General features: G+C 44.9%; 21 protein-coding genes and 2 tRNA genes. 2 read left to right on the top strand and 21 right to left on the bottom strand.

Annotated features, from left to right (window positions below):
* Positions 1-155: 155 nt before the first annotated feature.
* Positions 156-581, top strand: coding sequence for a VOC family protein (locus RG959_RS03730; protein WP_342796003.1), 426 nt, complete (start codon positions 156-158; stop codon positions 579-581).
* Positions 582-632: 51 nt separating this feature from the next.
* Here RG959_RS03730 and rlmH read toward each other — a convergent pair whose 3' ends face one another.
* A complete protein-coding gene (rlmH, locus tag RG959_RS03725) occupies positions 633-1,112 on the bottom strand; it encodes a 23S rRNA (pseudouridine(1915)-N(3))-methyltransferase RlmH (RefSeq protein WP_342796002.1) in 480 nt (159 codons plus the stop codon).
* Between the two features lie 257 nt (positions 1,113-1,369).
* On the opposite strand from rlmH, the gene RG959_RS03720 reads away from it, so the two are divergent.
* Positions 1,370-3,652, top strand: coding sequence for a glycerophosphodiester phosphodiesterase family protein (locus RG959_RS03720; RefSeq protein WP_342796001.1), 2,283 nt, complete (start codon positions 1,370-1,372; stop codon positions 3,650-3,652).
* A 93-nt stretch (positions 3,653-3,745) separates the two neighbouring features.
* Here RG959_RS03720 and RG959_RS03715 read toward each other — a convergent pair whose 3' ends face one another.
* The 20 genes from RG959_RS03715 to RG959_RS03620 all read right to left on the bottom strand — a co-directional run bounded on the left by RG959_RS03715 (position 3,746) and on the right by RG959_RS03620 (position 24,701).
* Positions 3,746-3,904 (bottom strand): CxxH/CxxC protein, encoded by a 159-nt coding sequence (locus RG959_RS03715; RefSeq protein WP_342796000.1) that lies wholly within the window; start codon positions 3,902-3,904, stop codon positions 3,746-3,748.
* The gene (locus tag RG959_RS03710; RefSeq protein ID WP_342795999.1) at positions 3,904-5,106 is read right to left on the bottom strand and encodes a S1C family serine protease; all 1,203 of its coding nucleotides are present in this window, start codon (positions 5,104-5,106) and stop codon (positions 3,904-3,906) included. Before RG959_RS03710 ends, RG959_RS03715 begins: the two co-directional genes overlap by 1 nt.
* 189 nt (positions 5,107-5,295) lie before the next feature.
* Positions 5,296-6,090 carry an MBL fold metallo-hydrolase gene (locus RG959_RS03705; protein WP_342795998.1) on the bottom strand — a complete coding sequence of 265 codons (795 nt, stop codon included), beginning with the start codon at positions 6,088-6,090 and terminating at the stop codon, positions 5,296-5,298.
* Between the two features lie 22 nt (positions 6,091-6,112).
* Positions 6,113-6,934 carry a two-component system regulatory protein YycI gene (locus tag RG959_RS03700; protein WP_342795997.1) on the bottom strand — a complete coding sequence of 274 codons (822 nt, stop codon included), beginning with the start codon at positions 6,932-6,934 and terminating at the stop codon, positions 6,113-6,115.
* Positions 6,921-8,267, bottom strand: a complete 1,347-nt coding sequence (locus RG959_RS03695) for a YycH family regulatory protein (protein ID WP_342795996.1) — start codon at positions 8,265-8,267, stop codon at positions 6,921-6,923. Before RG959_RS03695 ends, RG959_RS03700 begins: the two co-directional genes overlap by 14 nt.
* Entirely contained in the window at positions 8,264-10,081 is a 1,818-nt protein-coding gene (walK, locus tag RG959_RS03690) for a cell wall metabolism sensor histidine kinase WalK (RefSeq protein WP_342795995.1), read from the bottom strand. Before walK ends, RG959_RS03695 begins: the two co-directional genes overlap by 4 nt.
* Positions 10,082-10,086: 5 nt before the next feature.
* Positions 10,087-10,797: a response regulator YycF gene (yycF, locus tag RG959_RS03685; RefSeq protein ID WP_242232813.1), complete on the bottom strand. Its 711-nt coding sequence runs from the start codon at positions 10,795-10,797 to the stop codon at positions 10,087-10,089.
* Between the two features lie 185 nt (positions 10,798-10,982).
* Positions 10,983-11,055, bottom strand: a tRNA-Phe gene (locus tag RG959_RS03680).
* A 171-nt stretch (positions 11,056-11,226) separates the two neighbouring features.
* Positions 11,227-11,303 (bottom strand) — tRNA-Asp (locus tag RG959_RS03675).
* A gap of 526 nt (positions 11,304-11,829) precedes the next feature.
* A complete protein-coding gene (locus RG959_RS03670) occupies positions 11,830-13,116 on the bottom strand; it encodes an adenylosuccinate synthase (protein WP_251271171.1) in 1,287 nt (428 codons plus the stop codon).
* 208 nt (positions 13,117-13,324) lie between these two features.
* A complete protein-coding gene (gene dnaB / locus RG959_RS03665; protein ID WP_251271170.1) occupies positions 13,325-14,689 on the bottom strand; it encodes a replicative DNA helicase in 1,365 nt (454 codons plus the stop codon).
* Between the two features lie 59 nt (positions 14,690-14,748).
* Positions 14,749-15,198 (bottom strand): 50S ribosomal protein L9, encoded by a 450-nt coding sequence (rplI, locus tag RG959_RS03660; protein WP_242232497.1) that lies wholly within the window; start codon positions 15,196-15,198, stop codon positions 14,749-14,751.
* Positions 15,195-17,168 carry a DHH family phosphoesterase gene (locus RG959_RS03655; protein ID WP_342795994.1) on the bottom strand — a complete coding sequence of 658 codons (1,974 nt, stop codon included), beginning with the start codon at positions 17,166-17,168 and terminating at the stop codon, positions 15,195-15,197. Before RG959_RS03655 ends, rplI begins: the two co-directional genes overlap by 4 nt.
* Positions 17,169-17,234: 66 nt before the next feature.
* Positions 17,235-18,200, bottom strand: coding sequence for a YybS family protein (locus RG959_RS03650; RefSeq protein WP_342795993.1), 966 nt, complete (start codon positions 18,198-18,200; stop codon positions 17,235-17,237).
* Between the two features lie 90 nt (positions 18,201-18,290).
* A complete protein-coding gene (locus RG959_RS03645; RefSeq protein WP_342795992.1) occupies positions 18,291-20,273 on the bottom strand; it encodes a methyl-accepting chemotaxis protein in 1,983 nt (660 codons plus the stop codon).
* Between the two features lie 118 nt (positions 20,274-20,391).
* The gene (locus tag RG959_RS03640; protein ID WP_342795991.1) at positions 20,392-22,392 is read right to left on the bottom strand and encodes a methyl-accepting chemotaxis protein; all 2,001 of its coding nucleotides are present in this window, start codon (positions 22,390-22,392) and stop codon (positions 20,392-20,394) included.
* Positions 22,393-22,577: 185 nt separating this feature from the next.
* Entirely contained in the window at positions 22,578-22,814 is a 237-nt protein-coding gene (gene rpsR, locus RG959_RS03635; RefSeq protein WP_046176393.1) for a 30S ribosomal protein S18, read from the bottom strand.
* Positions 22,815-22,836: 22 nt separating this feature from the next.
* The gene (ssb, locus tag RG959_RS03630) at positions 22,837-23,373 is read right to left on the bottom strand and encodes a single-stranded DNA-binding protein (protein WP_251271159.1); all 537 of its coding nucleotides are present in this window, start codon (positions 23,371-23,373) and stop codon (positions 22,837-22,839) included.
* 76 nt (positions 23,374-23,449) lie between these two features.
* Positions 23,450-23,743: a 30S ribosomal protein S6 gene (gene rpsF / locus RG959_RS03625; protein WP_242232491.1), complete on the bottom strand. Its 294-nt coding sequence runs from the start codon at positions 23,741-23,743 to the stop codon at positions 23,450-23,452.
* A 211-nt stretch (positions 23,744-23,954) separates the two neighbouring features.
* Entirely contained in the window at positions 23,955-24,701 is a 747-nt protein-coding gene (locus tag RG959_RS03620) for an ABC transporter permease (protein ID WP_342795990.1), read from the bottom strand.
* Positions 24,702-24,750: the final 49 nt, after the last annotated feature.

Here is a 24,750-nt window from a genome sequence, read left to right as displayed (position 1 = left end):
AAGTTGTCTATCATAGGATTATATTATGCAAAAAATAATTCTACCAATTTTGTTATACATGCAAGAAGGGACCATTTTTAATGGCAGGGAATTGACCAACTGTTCATAAAAACATTTTCAGATGGTAAAGCTCTTTAAAAAGGGAGAAATATGTAGTGGAAACTAAAATGATTCAAAATGTCGTAAAAATTGGTGTACCTGTTAAAGACTTAAATAGAGCACTAGATTTTTATAAAGAGAAATTAGGTCTTTCGCTTTTATTTAACACTGATATTATGGCATTTTTTGATTGTAATGGGCTGCGACTCATGTTAACACATCCAGAAAAAGAGGAATGCTCCCGTTCAAGTTCAGTTACTTATTTTCAATTCAACAATATTAAAGATACTTATGCGCAACTAGCAGGTAAAGAAGCTACTTTTATCGACGAACCCTATGTTGTAGCAAAAATGAAACAAACAGAACCGTGGAGGGTGTTCTTTAAAGATACAGAAGATAATACTCATGCATTAATGAGTGAAATACAGATTAAAAAAACTAAAGGGGACCGTATATGTTATAGTCGGTCTCCTTTAGTTTAAGCCTCTTTAATATTTCTTTGTCTAGAGGTACTTCTACTGGCTGATTTACCATTATTTATGATACGGTTCACCGCGGTTTATCCGAAAACTCCGGTATACCTGCTCAACCAAAACGAGTCTCATAAGCTGATGTGGAAAAGTCATTGGAGAAAATGACAGCTTGTCATCTGCCCGTTTTAAAACGGCGTCACTCAGTCCGAGTGACCCGCCGATCACGAAAGCAATCTTGCTTTTGCCATAAGTGGCGAGCTTATCAAGATCGGCAGCAAGCTGTTCAGAAGATTTCATTTTTCCATTGATGGCCAAGGCGATCACGTAGGTGTCCTGGCCGATTTTGGCAAGAATGCGCTCGCCTTCCTTTTCTTTCACCTGTTTCATTTCCGCGTCACTTAATATTTCCGGCGCTTTTTCATCCGAAACTTCGATGATATCGGTTTTTGCATAAGCAGATAATCGTTTCACATATTCATCTATGCCTTGCTTCAAGTACTTCTCTTTTAGTTTTCCTACTGTTATAATCGAGATATTCACAATTTGACCCCACCTTACAAACAATTTACAAACAGCTTATCCACAGAAGTTATCCACATATTAACATTCCTTTTGCTCACCCTTATTTTATCATACTATCCACATGTGAATATCTTTTCCTGCGGCGTTTCCTTTTTTTATTTACCAGGAAAAAAGAACGAATTTTTCGTCTTTTTTGATAACTTATTTTTTCCTTCACACTCTGTTAATAATCCCCTGACAAAATAAAGAAGCAGTTTATTTGAGGAGGGATTAGGATGAAAAAGAAAAAAATTGTTCCATTGTTTTTAGCTTCTGGTTTTTTATTAAGCGCAAATGGAGGGGCACCCGTCCACACCCTGGCAGCAGAGCCTGTTTTACAGGAATCCTTCGATACATCTTCACTGCCCGCTGGCTGGGAAGTGATTCAGGGACAAGCTTCTGTTCAAAACGGTGCCCTTGTTTTGTCATCTCCCTCTTCTTCAAAGCCCGCTCGCGTGCTTGCACCTTCGTCTGTTTCTGGCGGTGACTATGTGATTGAAGCCGATATGACGTTTTTTTCCACTGTTGAAGATACGCGTTGGGCATCGATTATGTACCGCGTACAGGGCAAAGACTATCCTTATTATCAAATGGCTGTCCGCCGCGGTGCCCAGGCCCTAAATGGCGTTGAATTTGCCCTTCGTAATGCAAACAATCAGTGGTCTGTGCTGAACAAAGCTCCTTACAGCGAGGCTTTTGCTTACAACAAAACGTACAAGCTGAAAATCATCTCAAAAGGAAACCGCGTGCAGCAATTTATAAATGGCCAGCTCGTTATCGACACAGATGCGGCAACAGCGCTTCAAAACGGCCGAATCGGTTTTCAGGCATCAGGCGCCACTGTTCAATTTGATCACATCCGCATTACTGAACAAACGGAAGAACTTCCTTCTTTGGCCGAAAGCGGTGCTTTTCTTGGCGATCAGCCGGAAACCAACCTGCTTAATGCACCGACCGTGATTTCGTCAATGCCTCAGCTCCAACAAATGGAGGGTGTTTCATCTATGCTGCTTCAGCCTGAAGCTGATTTGAAGGTGAAAGATATACCCCTTCGCACTTATTTGGAAGAAATGGCAGGCGAAACGATTCCGGTCATTCGACTGGAAGAAGCTGAAACGGCTGAGAAAACAGCCAAATTGCTTCAAGAGTTGTCCATCCAGGACATACATATTCTTTCCAGTCAGCCAGATGTGTTAAAAGCCGTTCGAGAAACAGTGCCGTCCGCACGCGGCGCACTCCTCTACAACCGGTCTTCGCTTAATAATCACGACGTGAACCGCTTTATTCAGTCCATTCACGCATCTGGCGCTAAAACAGCGGTATTGCCGCAAAAACTGCTTTCAGCGGACCTTGTTCATGAGTTTCACCGCCGTGCTGTGGCGGTTTGGGGAGAGATGGAAGGTGCATCAGAGCTGGACGCACATGCTCTTATTCATGCAGGAGTCGACGGCATGATTGCGGGTGACACTATGCTGGTAACGGCTGCATTCAGCCGTTACCCGGAAAACACACTCGTTCAGCGCCCCATTGTTGCAGCGCATCGCGGTATCCCGTCATTAGCCCCAGAAAACACAATGGCCGGCTACCGAATGGCGTATGAACTTGGCGCGGATTTAATTGAAACAGATGTGCAGAAAACGAAAGACGGCGAAATCGTCATTATGCACGACTATACAGTCGACCGAACGACAAACGGAACAGGCAATGTGAAAGATTTGACCTTGAAAGAAATCCAGTCTCTTGATGCAGGCTCTTATTTTAGCAGCCAATTTACCGGTGAGCGAGTGCCGGCCTTCCGTGAATTCCTTCAGGAGTTTAAGGGGAAAAATGTCATTCTTTTAGTGGAACTAAAAGCAGATGGCATTGCGGAAGATACCATTCGGATCATTAACGAAGAAGGAATGGCAGATCAAGTTGTCCTGCAAAGCTTTCATTTAAACAGCGTTACCCAGTCAGTGGCTTCTGCACCGCATATACCGTCTGGCTACTTATACTCTTCATCTGTTCCAGGCGGGGAAGCAGCACGGCTTAATGATGCCCGGAGCATGCTTCAATATGCTTCGCGTATCAATGTCACTCTTAACGCCAGCTACAGCAGCTTATCGCCGGAATTTACATCTTATCTTCGCCAGCGCGGCATGATCAGTTTTCATTGGACTTTCCGCAATGAAGCAGATTTTGGCAGCCAGCTGCAAAACGGCATGATTGGACCGATTACGGATTATACACAGTGGCTGACCGATGCACCGATTCGGATTGAAACACCGATTCAAAAACGACATTTGCGTGTCGGACAGACCACAGAGATTCAAGCAAAAGCTTTTCTTAATTACCGTACAGAGAAAAAGGAAAATATTGAAACTACTCTTTTTTCTCCACATGATGGCTTAACCATTAGAGGAAATACCATTCAAGCGGTGAAAACGGGCACTTTTTACGTTTTTGCCCAGCATACATTTAACATGCTTGGGCAAGAATGGCGAATTGTCTCCCAGCCGATTGAAGTAGTGGTAAAATAAAGAAAAAATTCCCGTTATCAACATGTTGATAACGGGAATTTTCTGACTTTATCCACATACCCACAGAATTAATCCACATTTTGAGGGTAACGATTAGCTGCCCACAACATATAGAGCCACGTTTTGACAAAATTCGCAGGATGCAGGTTCTTCTGCTCTTTGCATAACCGGCGCCGTTTCCCATTCATCCACGGCTATATCAAGCGCCAGTTCCACGTGCTCCAGACAGCACGTTATTTCTTTTTTTTCCATTACAAATCACTCTCCGCAACGAGCGTCATCTTTGTTTCCCGCTGCTTTCCATCACGATAGTAGGTTACGTTTACAGTGTCGCCCTCTTTTTTATTGTTGTACATATATTTACGCAGGGCAATAACATCCTGAACAGGCTTGCCGTCAAGAGCTGTGATTACATCATACTCCTGCATGCCCGCTTTTGCTGCCGGAGAATTTGTTAACACCTGCTCAATAATGACGCCTTCTTTAATATCTTTAGGCAGCTTTAATGTTTCTTCCTGATGATAAGATGGCAGTTCGCTTACATTCTGCAGGGTAACACCCATTGCCGGACGCTTTACTTCGCCATATGATTCAAGGTCTTTGATAATAGGCAAAGCCGTATCAATCGGAATGGACAAGCCAATGCCCTCCACTGCACTCTCGGCAATTTTCATAGAGTTGATCCCAATAACCTGGCCTGCAATATTAACCAGCGCGCCGCCGCTGTTGCCAGGATTAATCGCTGCATCTGTCTGCAGGACTTCTGCCTGCCAGTCATTCACCATGTCTCCATTTAAATCAACGGGAATAGCCCGCTCCAGTCCTGACACAACCCCTTGTGTAACAGACCCGGAAAATTCAAGTCCAAGTGGATTCCCAATCGCAATGACTGGTTCACCGATTTTTAGCGCTCCTGAATCCCCGAATTCGGCCGTTTTTTTCACATTGGCGCCTTTAATTGTTAAAACGGCAAGATCCGTCCATACGTCGCCGCCAAGCAGTTCCGCCGGTTCTTTTGTGCCGTCCGCCAAGGTTACTTCAAGCTGCTGGGCACCTTCGATAACGTGATAGTTCGTCACAATAAAAGCCGTATCATCGCTTTTTTTATAAATGACACCACTGCCGCTTCCAGCTTCCTGAGGACCAGATTCTGATCCGAAAAAGTCCATAGAAGCCTGGATATTGGTGATCCCGACTACCGTATCTTTGGCTTTATCCACAGCTTTCGTTACGTCCGTTGTTACATCAAGTGATACCTGCTCAGCGTTTTCATTTTGGACAGACTCATTCTCAGAAACAGAAACGCCTTCTTTGTTTTGATACTCCACAATAGATGGAAGCGTGCCAACTACAAGACCAGCCCCGATCACCACACCGGCAAGTCCTGATAAAAAGTAGCCGCCTTTGCCGCTTCGCTTGTTTCTTCCTGTGCGCCCTTCATCATAATAGCCCAATACGATTCATCCTTTCTGCCAACTTATTGTTTCACCATTTCTCTCATCTATTCTAAAAAATTATACGCTTTTGCCAAAAAGAAGGGCAACTCATATGCCGCCTGCTGTGTATAACAGGCAAATAGAAAAGGTTGAAAGAAATCAAAAGCCGGCAGAAAAAAGCCCGCAGCTGTCTGCCACGGGTGTGGATTAAATAACCGCAAGCGGTGTTGGCACTTTCGGGTCCGTGTCATACAGGTGAAACTGATGGCCGACCCCTGTGTCTTTTTGTTCAAGCGTCTGCGTGACACTCATTTTTGCAAGTTCCTTCATATTATTATCTGCACTTAAATGTGCTAGATAAATACGCTTTGTCTGCGGGCCGATTACATCTGTCATCGCAAGCGCCGCATCTTCGTTTGATACGTGTCCTACATCGCTTAAAATGCGCTGCTTCACGCTCCAGGGATAGCGCCCCATCCGAAGCATTCCCACATCATGATTACTCTCAAAAACGTATGCATCGGCATTGGAAATAAGACCTTTCATCCGATCACTTACGTATCCCGTATCCGTGATCAAAACAAGCTTTTTGCCGTTGTTGTGGAAAATATAAAACATCGGCTCGGCTGCGTCATGTGAAACACCAAAAGATTCAATATCCACAGCGCCGAATGTTTTCACTGTTTCCGTTTCAAAGACGAATTTCTGGCTGTCTTCAATTGTACCGGTGAGGCGATCCATCGCCTGCCATGTTTTTTGGTTTGCGTAAACCGGCAGCTTGTATTTTCTCGCCAGCACGCCAAGTCCTTTAATATGGTCGCTATGTTCATGGGTAACAAAGATACCGGATAGATCGGCTATCTTGCGCCCAATCGATGAAAAAAGCTCTTCCATCTTTTTACCGGACAGGCCGGCATCCACAAGAAAGGAATGGCCGTCTGATTCCACGAAAACCGCATTGCCAGTGCTTCCGCTTGCCAGTACACTAAATTGCATTGTCATGCTGTTCACTCCAGTTAGATTGCTACGATTCTTTTTGCTGTGGATTAATGGACCCGTCAAACGCATTTACATATACTTCCTCGATTTTATCACCTTTTTTAAGCTGAAAATACCAGGTCGGTGACAGTACCTGCTGTACCTGCGATTCTTCGAGCTGCATTTGCTGAGACTCATCAATCTGCACGACGGTGTAGTATCCGAGCTCTGCGTCACTGATTTCACTGTCGAGCTGAATAAGGCCGTTTTTATAAAGCGAATCAATGGCCTGCAGGGCAGGCAAAATCGTTTCCTTATTTCGGTTGTCATCCACACTTGAAAGCATTGTTTGAGAATAACTCACAATATCTTTATCGTTATTAAGCTGCACAGTCAGCATGCCGGCTGCATTTTCAAACAGTTTTTTACCGGCAATCTTCTGATAGTAGATAACGGTGTTGGCTTCTTGATTTCGTTTCCAATAAGCGTATTCCCCGCCATGCAGCACATTGTTTTTCACAAAGGCATTTAATTTGCTGCGTGCTGCTCCATCGGTTTCATATGGTTCTTCGAGCAGGCTGACAATTTCCGTTCCATTTTTTTCAATCGCCCATTTTTGTTTCGTTAAAAAAAACAGTTCTTTCTCTGTAAATGTTTTTGGTTTTGCGATGATCATAGATCGTTCACCTGAGTCATCAGGCATTTCTTCGTGTTTGACCCCGTCTTGTTGCAGCTTTTGTTCAATAGATGTTTTTTTAATTACTTCAAACCGGGAAGTTCCATATTTATTAAAAAACATCACGGCTAGAAAAATATCCAGGACGAGAAACACGGCGATAAAAATGGTTTTTGTTTTATTCCAATCCATCCACTCGTCCTCCTTCGTCCGTGACAAGCTTTTGCCATCCACCGTCATACTGGTAGTACCAAAACGGCTCGAATGCTACCACTACTTTTGGTGATTCCTGTTTCAGCGTCATTTCATATCCAATCCGCATATCCGTCAACAGCTTCGAGTCTACTGTCTCTAGTTCCAATACTTCATTGAGCGCTTCCTGGCCGCTTTTTAGTTCTACGGTTCCTGTTCCTGGAGAAACCGGTTTGTCCAGCTCCACAATAAAAGAAGAACGGTCGTACTGATAAATACGCTCCCGGCCCCAAATTTGTGAAAGCTCCGTCATGCTGGCCATTCCCGGTGGACTGAATACTGGGAAGTCTCCTAAAAACAAACGATAGCTGATTTCCGTTGAACCTGGTTTTGTTTGAAACAAGCGGTAGCTATCTACCCAGCCATGGTGCTCGTTCACAAAATCAATGCTTTTTTCAATGAGCTGGTCCAGCGGCATCGGTTCAGGTACAACAGACGGATTTACATATCGGACTGTGCCTGTACTGCTGTTGATCCGCATAAAGCTCGTTCCGTCTGTTATATATCCTTCTCCTTCACCACTTGAACTCCGCTGTACGTAGCTTGGATCGTTAAAAAGCGCCCGTTTAAACGTGTCTGCATCAATCTGCTCTGGCAAATAGCTTTGAACAGTTAAAACAGGCGGCTCTTTGCGCACGTATAAACGAGCACCATCAGGAACTTGATAAGAGATATATGGCTCCAGACGGTCATGGTTTTCTACATAGCGCTGCTTGAATTCACGCAAAGATCCCGTTTGAACCTCACTTTTGAACACAAGCCTTTCTTTAACCGAAACAAAATAAACAAACACTTTGTTTTTTTGCTCTGCTTCCGTGATAACCATTCGGTTAAACACCGCATTCGGAACGGTTTTATCACTAAATGAAACCATTGTTTTAAATGTATTGAATGGAATAGACGAGGAAAAAAACAGCTCTACATGTGAATCACTGGACAACAGCTTTGAAAATTCCGCTTCATTTAAGGAATTGGATATGTTTTCAGGCTCCATAAACGTCCATTCCCTCATTTCCTTCATCACCCAGTCCAAATCCTGCTTGGCAATGGTTCCATAGTGGCTTCCCTCCTGGTGGGAGATAAGCCGGGAAGGCTTTAATAAATCGGAAATTTTGCGCTCCTCGCCCATTTCCACTTCTGTTACGATATTTTCACCCGCACTATCTGTAATGGTTTGATAGGAAGGCTGGTAGTTCCAAATACCCCATGTCAACGCCAGACTGATCAAGACCAGCAGCGCGAGCGCTGCGGATTTGATTTTTTCATAATTCATTCCCAATCATCCTCTTCGGAAAGATCCGCCGGCAGTGTAAAGAAAATCGTTGTCCCTTTCCCTTCCACACTTGTCGCCCAAATGTGGCCACCGTGCGCGGTAATGAGTTCTTTCGCAATGGCAAGCCCGAGACCGGTGCCGCCCATTTTTCTTGAACGGGCTCGGTCTACCCGGTAAAAACGTTCGAAAATACGCTCCAGGCTTTTTTTCGGAATCCCCATTCCCTGATCACTGATGCTGACTTGAATGGTATCTCCGTGTTCCTCCACTTTAAAAGAAACAAGGCCGCCTTCCGGTGAGTATTTGAGCGCATTGGAAATAATATTATCAATCACCTGGGTAAGCTTATCCTGATCGATCGTTACATAAATCGGATAGCGCGGCAGCTTGCGCTGAAACGTTACTTCCTGAGATTTTGTCATTTCAAAGCGGTCAATAATTTTATTGAAAAACTCAATAAAATCAGTATCCTTTTTTATTAAATTGTATTCCTGGCTGTCAAACTTTGAAAGCTGCAGTAAATCGTTCACAAGCCGAATCATCCGCTCCGTTTCCGTCTGGGTGACCTCAAGGAAATTCGGTGCGATGTCCGGGTCCTGCCAGGCACCTTCCGCGAGTGCTTCGAGATAGCTTCGCATCGTTGTCAGCGGTGTCCGCAATTCATGTGAAACGTTCGTTACAAACTCGCGGCGCTCCATTTCAATTTTTTCCTGCTCGGTAATATCGTGCAAAACGGTAATAAGCCCGTTCACAAAGCCTGTTTCTTTTTGAATGACAGAAAAGTTCGCGCGCAGCACATAAGGCCGGTCATGCGTACTGTAGTCCAAAATAACGGAATCCTGCTCATTCAGTAAATCATCAAAGGAATAGTCCTCTTCCAGATTGAGCAATGAAACAATCGGCTGTGAAATAACTGTTTCACGTGAAACATTCAGCATTTTGGATGCGGGCTCATTAATTAAAATCACCCGGCCGCGCCGGTCGGTCGCAATCACGCCATCCGTCATATAAGAAAGAACCGATGATAGCTTGCGCCGTTCCCCTTCTGTGGTGGCTTGGGCTTCCTGAAGGCGTTTCGTTAAGTTATTAAAGGTAACGGCCAGTTCACCAATTTCATCCTGCCCGTACACTTTTACTTTACGGGAGAAATTCCCCTTCCCAAGCGCCACTGCCTGCCGTCTCATATCGGTGATCGGCCGAGTGATCGTCCGTGCCAGCGTGATCCCTAAAACAGCAGTAATCGCCAGCGCCAGAATGGCAGCTGAAAACAGAATTTCATTAATGTCATCGAGCTGGCCGTACACCGTCTCAATATCTGCAACGAGATAAATGGCACCTTTCACTTCGCTGTTGTACGAAATCGGTGAAGTCCGCTCCCAGATACGCTTGCCGGCATCCACATACATTTTATCTTCTGTGGCTCCTGCTGACAGCGCCCTTTTCACGGAAATATCCGGCTGGCGCTGGCCGACGAGGTCACGTTTATTCGAATCGGACGTACCGATAATGCGGCTGTTTACATCGATCACCCGCACTTCAATAACGTCACCCGCTGAAAAATCTTCTAAAATAGTGCGTATATCTTGCTCGAGCGTTTTCGACTCTTCATCCCGCTCTTTTAATATTTCTTCACGCACGTTATATTCCAGTAATTCAACCCGCTGTGCCAAAGACTCTTTAAAGTTATTGGTGAATTTTTCTTCAAGAGAATTAACAAAATAAACACTGATAATCTGCATCGCGAATAAAATAAGCAGCACATAAATCAGCACGAATTTCATTTGTATCGAACGAAAAAAACCTACCCGTTTCATTCACGTTACTCCTGTTCAGGGTTGCGCAAATAGTAGCCAACGCCTCTTCGTGTTACGATCCAGGATGGGTGGCTCGGATTGTCTTCAATCTTCTCACGAAGGCGTCTGACTGTTACATCTACTGTTCTAACATCTCCGTAGTAATCATATCCCCAAACCGTCTGCAGCAAGTGCTCGCGTGTCATTACCTGTCCAATGTGCTTAGCCAAGTAATGAAGAAGTTCAAATTCACGGTGAGTTAACTCAATTGTTTCCCCGCGTTTTGAAACGATGTAGGCATCCGGATGAATCGTTAAAGCCCCTACCGCAATCTCGTTTGTATCAACCTCTTCTTCTTCTGGCGCCGGCGCTGCTTGATGGCGGCGAAGATTTGCTTTTACCCTTGCAATCAGTTCACGTGTAGAAAACGGCTTTGTCACATAATCATCCGCCCCGAGTTCCAGTCCAAGCACTTTATCAATCTCGGAATCCTTCGCTGTCAGCATGATAATCGGCATTTCGTATTTTTTACGCACTTCCCGGCATACTTCCATCCCATCACGGCCTGGAAGCATGATGTCAAGCAGCACCAAATCTGGCTGCATGTTCTCTACCATTTCAACTGCCTGGTCGCCATCGTATGCGCATTGCACGTCATATCCTTCTTTTTTTAAATTAAACTGCAAAATATCTGCAATGGGTCTTTCATCATCGACAACCAATATTTTCTTTTGCATCATGTATGTCCCTCACTTTTAGTTTCAAAGAATAAAAGATGGCTTCAAATATTATATTTTATCACATTTTTGCCCTTTACGCTTTTCTTTACTTTACCATGGAAGGAAGACTGCGGCATCTGGCAATAGGCGTTAGAAATAACAAAAAGCACCACGGGAGCGAAATCACCGCGATGCTTTTTCTATGGCTCAGGACGGAATCGAACCGCCGACACAAGGATTTTCAGTCCTTTGCTCTACCAACTGAGCTACTGAGCCGGAATTAAACAATATGTTTATACATAGGTTATTACGTTTTTACTGCCAGAAGTGCATGAAGACTAAATTTTCAAAAAACACAGCGGCCGTTTTTTCGTGAAGGACAATTCAAAGATGCGGACGGCCGCCATCAAGAACATAACGATAGATAAGGTTAAAGTAAAGTAAAAATGGCGGTCCGGACGGGACTCGAACCCGCGACCTCCTGCGTGACAGGCAGGCATTCTAACCAACTGAACTACCGGACCACTTTTAGCGCTGTTTCCCAGCAACGTTGTTAATAGTATCATATGGGGGGAAGGGTGACAATACATTTTCACCATATTTGTCGAAAAAAACGAACAAAATAGTGAAATTTCGACAATTTCATGCCTTTTCCCAAACATTCTAAGGGAATAAATACAAAATCATACATTTTTATCTTATATAGGGAGGATTTGCGGGAGGACCATTGACATAGACAGATAGAAAAAAGCAGGACAAAACTTAGAAAAATAAAATCTTTTGGCAAAGTATCTCTTTGTTTCTTTTTTTCCAAGAAGTGCGGCAGTTCAGATGAGAGCCGATAAGGCGGCACAGGTTAAAGAACACATGCCCTATCACCAAAGCGGTAAAAGTGCATGTGAAGATGCCTCTTTGCGGCTTCCCTATCGGCTCTTTTTTTAGAACTGATAGACTCCTGCCCATTTTCGGCGGCAAAACTTTCATAAAAAAAGACTGACGACAAAGTCGTCAGTCTCAAGCTGCCCTATCTTAAGGCAGCTTTTTTTATTATTAACTCCACACACTGCGGACTATATTTGTCTGGTTGCGGTCTGGGCCTACTGAGAAAACAGACAATGGGATACCAGTCAGCTGCGACACACGCTCGATGTAATGACGTGCATTTGCCGGCAGCTCACTTAAATCTTTAACACCTGTAATATCTTCTGTCCAGCCTGGAAGCTCTTCATATACCGGCTCACACTCTGCAAGTACGCGAAGATTCGCTGGGTATTCTGTGATTAGCTCGTCTTTGTAACGGTACGCTGTACAAATTTTCAACGTTTCAATTCCTGTTAGTACGTCGATTGAGTTCAATGAAAGATCTGTGATTCCGCTCACACGGCGTGCATGGCGTACAACAACACTGTCAAACCAGCCAACACGGCGCGGACGGCCTGTTGTTGTACCGTACTCACGGCCCACTTCACGAATTCGATCTCCGATTTCGTTGTTCAGCTCCGTTGGGAACGGACCATCGCCGACACGAGTTGTATAAGCTTTGGATACGCCAACAACGTGTGTAATTTTGGATGGGCCGACACCCGAACCAATTGTTACACCGCCGGCAACTGGATTCGAAGAAGTAACAAACGGGTATGTTCCCTGGTCGATATCAAGCATAACGCCCTGGGCGCCTTCAAATAGAACGCGGCGGCCTTCATCAAGCGCATCGTTAAGGACAACGGATGTATCACAGACAAGGTCTTTGATTTGCTGTCCATACTCATAATATTCGTCCAAAATATCTTCCACTTTAAAGCCTTCTGTTTCGTAGAAGCGCTCAAGCAGGCGATTTTTTTCTGCAATGTTATGCGTCAGCTTTTCTTCAAATGTTTCGCGATCCAAAAGGTCAGCCATGCGGATTCCCATCCGTGCAGCTTTATCCATGTAAGCAGGGCCGATGCCTTTTTTTGTTGTGCCGATTTTATTGGCGCCTTTGCGCTCTTCTTCCACTTCATCAATTTTCAAGTGGTATGGCAAAATCACGTGCGCACGGTTTGAAATGCGCAGGTTATCTGTTGACACGCCATGTCCATGCAAATATTCCAGCTCTTTTACAAGCGCTTTTGGATCTACAACCATACCGTTGCCGATTACACAAATTTTATCCGAATAAAAAATACCAGATGGAATCAAGTGAAGTTTGTATGTAACACCGTTAAATTTAATTGTATGACCTGCGTTGTTACCACCTTGGTAACGGGCTACGACTTCTGCGTTTTCAGAAAGAAAATCGGTTACTTTCCCTTTTCCTTCATCGCCCCATTGCGTTCCTACTACAACTACTGATGACATTTTTTGCACCTCCGAAGGTTCATGAAAAACGTTTTATCAAACACGTTTATTTTACCAGCAGAAAACGGAGCCGTCAAACTAAAAGACGAACATTTTAAACTTAATCAGATTTTTTTATTCGTTTTTATTCCAAAAGTACCGGTTGCTTCAAGTAAGAGAATGCTTGAAAACGCATAAAAACAAAAAAAGCCAGCAATCGCTGGCTTTTTTATGCTCCGGGCGGCGCTCCCATTTCATCCATGCGCCGTTCCACATTTACGAATTTATTGTATTCCTTCACGAAAGCGAGCTCGACTGTTCCAGTCGGGCCGTTCCGCTGCTTGGCAATAATGATCTCGATCATATTTTTGTTTTCGGTTTCTTTATCGTAATAATCATCTCGGTACAAGAACGCTACAATATCGGCATCCTGCTCAATCGATCCAGATTCCCGGATATCGGACATCATTGGACGCTTGTCCTGCCGCTGCTCCACGCCACGGGAAAGCTGGGAGAGCGCAATAACCGGCACTTCCAGCTCACGGGCGAGCGCTTTTAGGGAACGGGAAATTTCCGATACTTCCTGCTGGCGGTTTTCGCCGGAGCGCCCATTCCCTTGAATGAGCTGCAGATAGTCGATCAAAATCATGCCCAGTCCCTGCTCCTGCTTCAGCCGGCGGCATTTGGAGCGGATTTCTCCGATGCGTACACCCGGCGTATCATCAATATAGATACCTGAATTAGACAAGCTGCCCATTGCCATTGTCAGCTTGCGCCAGTCTTCATCCGTCAGGGTGCCTGTCCGCAAGCTTTGCGCATTAATATTTCCTTCTGCGCAGAGCATCCGCATAACCAGCTGCTCTGCCCCCATCTCAAGACTAAAGATCGCAACCGTTTCGTCCGTATTCGTTGCGACGTTTTGTGCAATATTAAGAGCAAATGCCGTTTTCCCGACAGACGGACGTGCGGCAACAATAATTAAATCATTTCGCTGGAACCCTGCGGTCATCCGGTCCAGCTCGGCAAATCCGGTTGGAATGCCGGTTACATCGCCTTTTCGGTTGTGAAGAAGCTCAATATTATCATACGTGCGCACAAGCACGTCCTTAATATTGTGAAAGGCACCCGCATTTTTCCGCTGGGCCACTTCCATAATGTTTTTTTCCGCTTCGCTCAGCAAGCCTTCCACTTCATTCTCACGCTCATACCCGTCTGTGGCGATGGTAGTCGCCGTGCGGATCAATCGGCGCAGAAGCGATTTTTCTTCTACGATGCGGGCATAATATTCAATATTAGCCGCTGTTGGGACGGCTGCTGCCAATTCACTCAAATACGAAATACCGCCGACATCTTCAATCAATTTATGAGCAGCCAGGTCTTCGGTGACCGTCACTACGTCCACTGCTTTTCCGTGGTCGCTGAGCTTCAGCATCGCTAAATAAATCTGCTGGTGGGCATTCCGGTAAAAGTCTTCCGGAATTAATATTTCCGAAGCGACTGTTAACGCGGACGGCTCCAAAAAGATCGCCCCCAGCACAGCCTGTTCTGCTTCAATATTTTGCGGCGGTACACGGTCCGTTAATACATCGCTCATTGTTACCCTCCTCGCGAAAAAAACATGTGATCAGAGAACTCTGACCACATGTTTTTCTATTATTTTTCTTCTGTTACATGTACCTTAAGTGTAGCTGTGACTTCATTATGCAATTTAACCGGCACGTTTGTGTAGCCAAGACCGCGGATGCCGTCCGGAAGATCGATCTTCCGTTTATCAATCTTAATTTTATGTGTTTTGTTTAATTGATCTGCCACTTGTTTAGCTGTTACAGAACCGAAAAGCCGGCCGCCTGCACCTGTTTTAGCGTGCAATTCAACAGTCAGTGCTTCAATCGTTTCTTTCAGGCGCTTTGCTTCCTCCAGCTCTTCTGCTGCAAGAGCTGCTTGTTTTTTCTTTTGAGCATCAAGCGCGTTTTGGTTGCCCGATGTTGCTTCAACTGCATAACCGTTTTTAATTAAAAAGTTATGTGCATAGCCGTCGGCTACATTTTTAATATCGCCTTTTTTGCCTTTGCCTTTTACGTCCTTTAAAAAGATTACCTTCATTCTTCATTTCCTCCTTCAGTGACTTCATCAATAACGCGGCACAGCTCCATTTCAGCGTCTTCTACAGAAGCGTCCCGAATTTGCGTTGCAGCATTTGTTAAATGGCCGCCTCCGTTCAACTGCTCCATAATGATCTGTACATTGACTTCACCAAGTGAGCGGGCACTGATCCCGATCGTTTCTTCGGACCGGCGGGCAATCACAAACGATGCCTGGACCCCATTCATGGTCAAAATCGTATCCGCTGCCTGAGCAATCAAGACAGAATCATACACATAATCATCACTGCCTTTGGCAATCGCCAGACCGTCTTTATAAAAATAAACCGTTTCAATCAGCTGGCTGCGCTGAATGTAGGTGCCAATATCTTCTTTTAAAAACTTTTGAACTAAAATCGTATCCGCACCGTTCGTACGTAAATAAGCAGCTGCGTCAAACGTGCGGGCTCCAGTCCGCAGTGAAAAACTTTTTGTATCGACAATTATACCAGCAAGCAGAGCCGTTGACTCAAGCATCGATATTTTTTTTGTTTTCGGCTGATATTCCAACAGCTCTGTGACAAGCTCTGCCGTAGAAGAAGCATAGGGCTCCATATAAACAAGAAGCGGGTTTTTAATAAATTCTTCTCCGCGCCGATGGTGATCGATCACGACCACTCGTTCCGCTCTGGAAAGCAGTCTTCCTTCAATGACAAGCGACGGCTTATGGGTATCTACCACAACAAGCAAGGTCCGATTCGTTGCAATTTCAAGCGCTTCTTCTGGTGTAATAATTCTTGAATGAAGTTCAGGATTCTGTTCTTTCAGCTCGTTAAGCAGTCGTTTCACTGCCGTATCGATTTGTGCAGGATCAACGACAATATAACCTTCCCGCCCATTTAATTCTGCAACATGGCGAATACCCATTGAAGCACCCACTGCATCCATATCCGGATACTTGTGACCCATCACGATCACTTTGTCACTCTCAGTTACGATGTCACGAAGCGCGTGTGAAATCACGCGGGCACGCACCCGTGTCCGTTTCTCGGTTGGATTTGTTTTCCCCCCGTAAAACTTTACTTTCCCGTCTCCCTGCTTGATGGCAGCCTGGTCACCGCCGCGTCCAAGAGCCAGATCCAAACTGGATTGAGCGAGATCGCCCAATTCCGGCAGCGGAACAACTCCCTGTCCGATACCAATGCTCAATGTCAGTGGGGCATAATGCTTAGCCGTTTCTTCACGCACTTCGTCCAAAATAGAAAATTTATCTTCTTCAAGTTTGGCTAAAATACGCTCGTTCATCACAGTAAAAAAGCGCTCCGACGACACACGTTTTAAAAACATGCCATGTTTTTTCGCCCAGCCATTGAGCATAGAAGTAACCAGGCTGTTTAAGCTGCTTTTTGTTTGATCATCCATCCCCTGTGTTAAATCATCGTAGTTATCGAGAAAGATGATGCTGAGCGTGGTTTTTTCTTCTCTAAACTGGCGGGCGATCCGTTCTTCTTCGGTCACGTCAAAAAAGTAAAGAAGCCGTTCATCTGGTTTTGACACCACCCGAAAGGTTTTGTCGTTTAAATTAAGCATGGCTTCTTTGCCGCTTTTAATAGCTGAAAGCAAAGGTTCCGCTACTTCATAAAGCGATTCGCCAACAAGGGTTTCCTCTTGAAAGTAAGAGGTTAAAAAAGCGTTCGCCCATTCGATTGTATACTCCTTATTATAAAGCAGAATGCCAATCGGCAGCTCCTGAAGCGTTTCTTCACCGACTTTTTGAAGGCGGTACGATAAAGTGGCCACATACTTCTGTACATCTTCATGCATTTTTCTTTCTGCCAAATATAAAAAGAGGAGCAGAAAAATCGTCAATGTAAGCAAGCCGGCGCCGGCAGCCCAATTGTAGGAGAACAGCCAGGCCGACGCGGCCACAAGCACAAGCGTAATGACAATGATCGGTACTTGAATCATCCGCCTGTTATAATACGAAAGCATTCGCTTCAGCTCCTCGTTCTAAAGCTCCACCTTTTGTGCTCGATGGAGCTAATTTTAAAAAGCATCTTACCGCTTTTTTTGCATCCGTTGTCTTAAGTCGAACCCTAAATCAATTATACCTAATAATCGGATAAGATAAAGAAGCGGAATTAGAGGAATTGATAAAAGGGCCACTAAAACCGGGATGGCTTTTGGCCATTTTTTGCTGTGGGCAAAGAAAAAAACAAAAGACAAACCTTGTATATATAAGCATGCCTGCAAAATAAACAGCACGTTCACATAAATATCATACCAGCTTGTACCGGGCTCCGGCTGAACAAAAATAGCTCCTGCCATTAAAAGGAGATAATACCAAAGGATTGTCCGGGGCAAACGTACTGTCCGGAATGGCTGAAGCGGTTTTATTTTGACGCCGAGCCGTTTGGCAATCGGGTAATTCACCGTTCTTAAAAGCAGCACCGTAAGAAAAGCCAGCGCTGTGAGAATCGCCGGTAAAATAGCGTTCATATAGTCAATCAGCGTATTGATTTCCTCGCCTGTGTAAGGCACTTCCTGTCCGAGGACGCGGCTTGTTTCGGCTGCTGACTCCTTAAAGGCTTTACTGAATTCGTCTGCAAACGAAATATCAAAAAGCCACATGGCTGCCGCATACTGCACAATCAAATTTAATAAAAATACGAGACTTCCGCCCATATAAACAATCCAGCCATCTGACTGCCTGCGGATCAGTGCCCCCATCATCAAGCCGGTTGTTCCGTACATAATCGCCAGAGGCACAGAGATTACGCCTCCTATAATAAAAGACAGCGCTACCGCACAAGCAAGCAGCCCAAACGCCGGCCCGACCGGATATTTAGCACTGTATACCAAAAAAGGAAGCAGTAAAAAAAGCGCGCCGACAATAGAGATAATCGGTACGTAGACGGAGACCGCCAGTAGAATCGCAAAGATGGCCAGCATCATTGCTCCTTCTTTTATGACTTTTGTTCTTTCCACTTTAACACTCCGTTCATTTACCAAGCATTTCGGCATTCTCCCCCCTTATTCTACATTCCTTTAGTCCCCCATTCAACTTTAAAACAAAAAAGTCCGAACAAAAGATCGGACTTTTTCACTTATTTTTCATATTTGAAATTGGCGTATTGCTTGAATCAATTCTTCATTAAGTAAAGACAGCTGTTCGGAAGCCGCCGCTACGCCCTCAATGGCCAACAGCTGCGTCCGCGTTCTTTCCTGGGCTTCTTCACAGGAAAAAGCTGAAACTTTGGCTTCTTCCGCCAGCTGGCCGGCCGTGTACACAACTGTATCTTTTTCCTGATCGGCTGTATGAATCCCTTTGACCATTTCGGCAATCGCTGCCTTCATTTTCTGCACAACTTCTTCCTGATGAACAAATACTCCTTCGGTTTCCTGTACCGCTTCTGTTTGCGCGGTAATGTATCCGCCTGCTTCCGTTACCGTCTGGATCGCTTCAATGGACCCTCCCTGCACCGCCGCAATTTTTTTATGTATCTCACCGGCCGCCTTGCCCGACTGCTCAGCAAGCTTTCTCACTTCCTGGGCAACCACTGCGAAGCCTTTACCGTGGCTGCCTGCCCGCGCTGCTTCAATCGATGCATTGAGCGCCAGCAGGTTTGTCTGAGCGGATATCCCTTCAATCACATGCACAATGTCTTCAATCCGTTTAATGTCCTCTGCCAATGTGCTAATAGACTTCATCGCCGCGTCCATTCTTTCAGCGGAAGCACCCATAGATTCTGCCATCACCGACACATGCCTTGCTCCTGTTTCAGCTGCCTGGGCTGCCGTGCCAGCAAGCTGGGTCATGGCATCTGCTTCACCCGATATGGAGCTGATTAACGTACCCAGCTCCCGTGAACGATCCGCCGCTTTTTGCGAGCCGTTTGCGGATCTTTCCGTTCCATGAGTTAATTCATCCAGCGCAGACGCTGCTGCTGTTCCGGATTCATTGATTTCCTGTACGGCGATATTTAAATTCTCAATGGATTCCCTTACATTTTTCGCTGCATCTTCTGTCACCCCGACAATGCTGCGCATTTTTACGACCATTTCATTAAAATTGCGGCTTAGTTCCGCTGTTTCGTCCCTTCCTGAAACATAAACGTGTGTTTGCAAGTTGCCTTCTGCCACTTGTTTCACAGAGGCTTTCAATGTTTGAAGCGGCTTTGTAATGTTTGATGTCAGCCAAAACACAACAAGCATCACAATCGCAAGTGCCGACAGCGCTGTAAGAGTCAGAATTTTTTTCATTTCGTCTGAAACGCTGAACAAATGGCTCTTTTCGTAGACCGCTCCGATTTTCCAGCCGGTCTGTGCAGCTGTATCGTAAACAACCAGCTGGTTTTCTTTTTCTAAAATGCCACTTTCTTTGCCACCAGCTAACATCGCTCCCATCAGCGCATCTTTTGATACATCTTTGCCTTTTTGAGATGGGTGAACAAGTGCCCTTCCTTGCTCGGATAGGACAACCGGGTACCCTTCGTAGCCGACGTTCAGCTTGTTCATTCGATTGGTCATGCTCGTTAAATCAATATCAACCCCAATGACGCCGAGCACTTCTGAGCCGCTCATAATGGCTTTGGAGACTGTAATAATATCGTCTCCTGTTTCGCTTTGATACGGTTCACTCCACACCGGCTGTCCACTTTCGGCTGCCTGCTTATAGGAGAGCTCTTCTAACGGGTTAAAATCTTTTGGAAGCGATGTGGCAGGTGCCATTTTAAAGGTGCCGGCTGCTGATGTATAGTAAACGCTTAGTGTTTCTTTATAAATATCGGTGTACCGGTTAAACACAGCCTGCAGCTCCCTGTCTGCTTCGCTATCCAGCTGTTTATCTGACTGCGCCAGCTGGGCATATCTGAGTACTTGTGCGCTTTCGGATAAAAGCAGAATACTTTCTTCGTACTTTTGCAAAAAGGCATCCGCAGAATTGTTTAATTCTTTTACAAACTCTTTTGTTTGGGCGGCTGCATTTTTTTCAATCCGCTGTTCTGTTTTTAATCCAGTAAAAAAAATAACAAAAGCAAAGGCACTGATCAGAATAATCGCAATGGGAAGCATAAATTTCATTCGAATTGATTTCATTTCACTACACCTTTCTCCCTACATCCGCCCCCATTATAGTTTCATAGTCCTAACACAGTATTAAGATAATGTAAAAAATTTATTAAAAAAAGGACGCCGGTACTAGCCGGCATCCTTTTTATAGTTTAAATTGATCTACAAGTCCTTTTAATTCCGCACTTAACTCCATCAGCTGCTCAGAGGAATCTGTCACGGTCCGAACCGCTCTTAATTGCTCTTCGGCCGAAGCACTGACTTCTTCACTTGCAGCGGCAGACTGCTGGCTGGCCGCGGCAATACCGGTCATCGTATGGATCACTTCATCCTTTGTGACTCCTACTTCTTTGATTTCCTCATTGATTGTGGCAATGGACGAATCAATCGTACTGACAAGAGACGAAAGCTGGTGGAAAACCTTGCTTGTTTCTTCTACCGCTTCCGTTTGCTCATCGAAATTGCTGCGTGTTTTTTTCATTTGCTCAACGGCTGTACGAGAGCCGGATTGAATGTCGAGAATCGTTCGTCTTACTTCATCTGCTGCTTCGCTGGACTGCTCTGCCAGCTTGCGGACTTCTTCTGCCACCACAGCAAATCCTTTTCCGTGCTCGCCGGCTCTTGCCGCTTCAATCGATGCATTGAGCGCTAGCAGATTCGTCTGGGCGGAAATGTCAGTAATGGCTCCAATCACAGCCTCGATCGAGTTCATTTTCGATTCCAGCTCTTCAATTACCATTTGCATACCGGAAATGTATGTTTTCGTTTCATTGTTTGAAGCGCGAAGCTGTTCAATTTGCCCGGCTCCTTTTTGGTTTGCCTGCTCAGCCTGGGAAGCGGCGTGCGCCATGTCTCCTGCCTGGCCGGTAATCACATCGATTTGGCTGCCTAAGCTGTTTGAGCGCTCAGTTGCCTCAGCAGAATCTTCTGCCGAACGGGAAACCCCCAAGGTAATTTCATTGATCGCATGGGTCATTTGTTCGCTGGACGCACTTGTTTCTTCCGATACGGCACTTAAGCTTTCAGCAGATGCTTTTACATCCTGTACCGAGTCATTCACTTTTTGCAAAATGTTTCGCATGTTGGCGGTCATTTTATTAAATGCTTCGGACAGCTGTCCTACTTCATCCCTCGTTGTGACCGGCACCTGCACCGTCAAGTCACCTTCAGCAATTTGAGAAGCAGATCGTTCCAAATAGCGGAGCGGGTTCACGATTTTTGAGATTACAAACAGCATTACGGCACTGATCAACAAAAGCAGCGCGATGCCGGTCCAAAGCAGAGACTTACCAATAGATTGAGACAAACCGAGTAAGTCAGCCTGGTTATAAACGGCTGCTGTCGTCCAGTTCACACCGGGCACATTGTTAAATACGATAATACGGTTTTTCCCGTCCAGCTGATAGTACTTTCTGCCGGATGGAGAGGAACCATCGATAATGCTTTTAATAACCGGAATCTTTGTTAAATCTTCTCCCTGTCTATCCGGATGGACAATGCCCATGCCTGCTGTTGAAAACACAACGGGGTAGCCCTGATAGCCAAGATCTGTTTGTTTGACCCGTTCTGTTAGGACGGTTAAATCAATATCAGCACCTATGACACCAAGTAACCGGTCATTATCGTCATAAAGGGCTCTCGACACCGTTACGACTGAAGAACCGGTGGCCTGGTCTTCATACGGTTCGCTCCAAACCGCTGCTTTTTTATTTTCAGCTTGTGTATACCATTCTCTTTCCCGGGGATCGAAATCTGCAGGAAGCTCAATTACCGGGGAAATAATGGTCGTTCCATCTGCTGAACCAAAATAAACACTCGACACATCCTGATACGTATCCAAATAATTGGTAAAAAGAGTTTCTATTGACTGGCGGTTCGCTTTGTCTTGGGCTAATTCATTTTTTGCGTAAGATTGAATCGTATCGTCGAAAACAAGCAGATCAATACTTTTCTCATGTTGGTCCAAAAATGACTTTACCGTACCTGACAAACTTTCTACTGTACCCTCACTTTGATCGATCACGCTTTTTTCCACACTGTTTTCTGTTTGCCAACTGATAAATATAATAATAAAAGCAAACGCCAAAACAAGCGCTGCAATAATAGGAATAAGCAGTTTCGTGCGAATAGATTTGATGCCTTTCAACTGTGTACCTCCTTTTGTAGTATAAATAACCTATGCTTATTTTACCTATTAATGAATAAATATCTACCCTTTTCTTTTATTTCATTAAAAAATTAATATTTTCTTCCTATTTAAGCCATATATTTATACACAAAAAAGCACAGTCCTGAATGATCAGAACTGTGCTTTTTCTTATATAAAAGATCTTATCTTTCTTCTCCAACGAATGGAAGAAGTGCTACCTGACGCGCACGTTTGATTGCAATTGTCAAACGGCGTTGGTATTTAGCACTTGTACCTGTTACACGGCGTGGAAGAATTTTTCCACGTTCAGATACGAACTTTTTAAGCAAATCAACATCTTTATAGTCGATATGTGTAATACCGTTAGATGTGAAATAGCAAACCTTTTTACGCTTACGTCCACCTCTGCGTCCTGCCATGAGTTTCCCCTCCTTGCTTGAATTAGAATGGAAGATCGTCGTCTGAAATATCGATCGGCTGTCCGTTATCTGCAAACGGATCTTCATTCATTTTAGAATAACCGGCATTGTTATTGCCGCGCTGTTGATTCTGCTGTGGCTGACCAAATGGAAAGTCCTGATTGCTTTGCTGGCCGCCATAACCGCCACCTTGCTGCTGGGGAGCATTGCCATACTGCTGGCCGCCTCCACCACCTCCGGATTTTGGTTCAAGAAATTGGACACTGTCTGCCTGGACTTCTGTCACGTATACACGCTTTCCATCCTGGCCTTCATAACTACGTGTTTGAATGCGCCCTTCTACGCCGGCAAGGCTTCCTTTTTTGAGGAAATTTGCCACGTTTTCAGCCGGACGACGCCAAATCACGCAATTAATAAAATCCGCTTCCCGGTCGCCTTGCTGATTCGTGTACGCGCGGTTCACCGCGAGCGTAAACGTTGCAACAGCTGCACCAGCTGGCGTATAGCGAAGTTCAGGATCTTTCGTTAAACGGCCCACTAAAACCACTCGGTTTATCATCAGAATCAACTCCTTTTCTTTTAAAATGTTTCAGCTTGAAACATGATGAAAAAGATGTATATTTAGTGCGTTTCGATTACTTTGCTTCTTCTTTAACAATAATATGACGGATAATGTCATCGCTGATTTTCGCAAGACGGTCAAATTCATTTACTGCAGCTGCATCTTCAGCGTTAGCATGAATAAGTTGGTAGAAACCTTCGCGGAAATCGTTGATTTCGTACGCTAAACGGCGTTTACCCCATTCTTTTGAATCGATGATTTCAGCACCGTTTGAAGTAAGGATGTTGTCAAAACGCTCAACTAGCGCTTTTTTCGCCTCATCTTCAATGTTCGGGCGGATAATGTACATGAATTCGTACTTTCTCATCTTTGTTCACCTCCTCGTGGACTATGCGGCTGTCGCCTTCCCTTTCCGGGCTCGACAGCAAGGAGCAAATTTTCATTACTCACAAGTTGAAATTATAACATGAATCTCTCAACAGCGCAATATTTTTCGCAATACAATAAAACAAAAAGGGACTTATGGCGATTCAGGTGATACTCCCTTATTATAGAACATATGTTTGAAGTGTGCAAGTTTAAAACATTCTTTGCTTGAAAAAAGCAGGGTATGCAAGGAAAGAAACAATCATAGCCGTAATCGCCGTGTTGCCAAATGTGGTTAAGGCAATGACAAGCTGATACTTTACAGCGACAACAGGTGAAGCACCGGCGATAATGGCTCCTGTCATCATGCCTGGAAGCTGCACAAGGCCGATGGTTTTCATTCCTTCCATGCTCGGAATCAAAGCGGCTTTGACCGTTGCCTCAATCAATTCCTGTGATGCCTGGCGGCGCGTAGCACCCAGCGCCAGCTTTCCCATAATCAATTCTTTTGTCGAATCAAATTCCCGCTTCAGCCTGTCAAACACGAGACTGACAGCCACCATAGAACTGCCGATAATCATGCCGCTCATTGGCAGAACGTACTGGGCTTCAAAATCTACAATATCAAATGTTACCCAGATTACAACAGAAGCCGCTTCCGCTGCTACTAACGCAGCGAAGGCAATCCAGAGGGAACGTTCAAAGGCATCCCCCCGCTTGGCGGATGTCCGGGAAGCAATGACAATCATAATAAAAATAATAAATAAAAACAAAATCGGGTTTTCAATCGAGAAGACAAATGTAATGATATACCCGATCACCGTCAGCTGAACAAAAGCCCGAATCGAGGCTGTCATCATTTCTTTTGAAATACCAAGTTTTTGTTTGTACGAAAGCCAAAACGGAATAAGCATAAATAAAAAAGCGGCCAGCAGGGCTGCATAACTGATATCTTTCAATCCAAACACCTCCTACAAAAAAACTCCACCGGTTATCTGGTGGAGTCAT

It is taken from the genome of Domibacillus sp. 8LH, assembly GCF_038806185.1.
In the GTDB taxonomy this organism is placed as follows: Bacteria; Bacillota; Bacilli; order Bacillales; family Domibacillaceae; genus Domibacillus; species Domibacillus indicus_A.
This window is presented reverse-complemented; position numbering and strand designations above follow the sequence as displayed.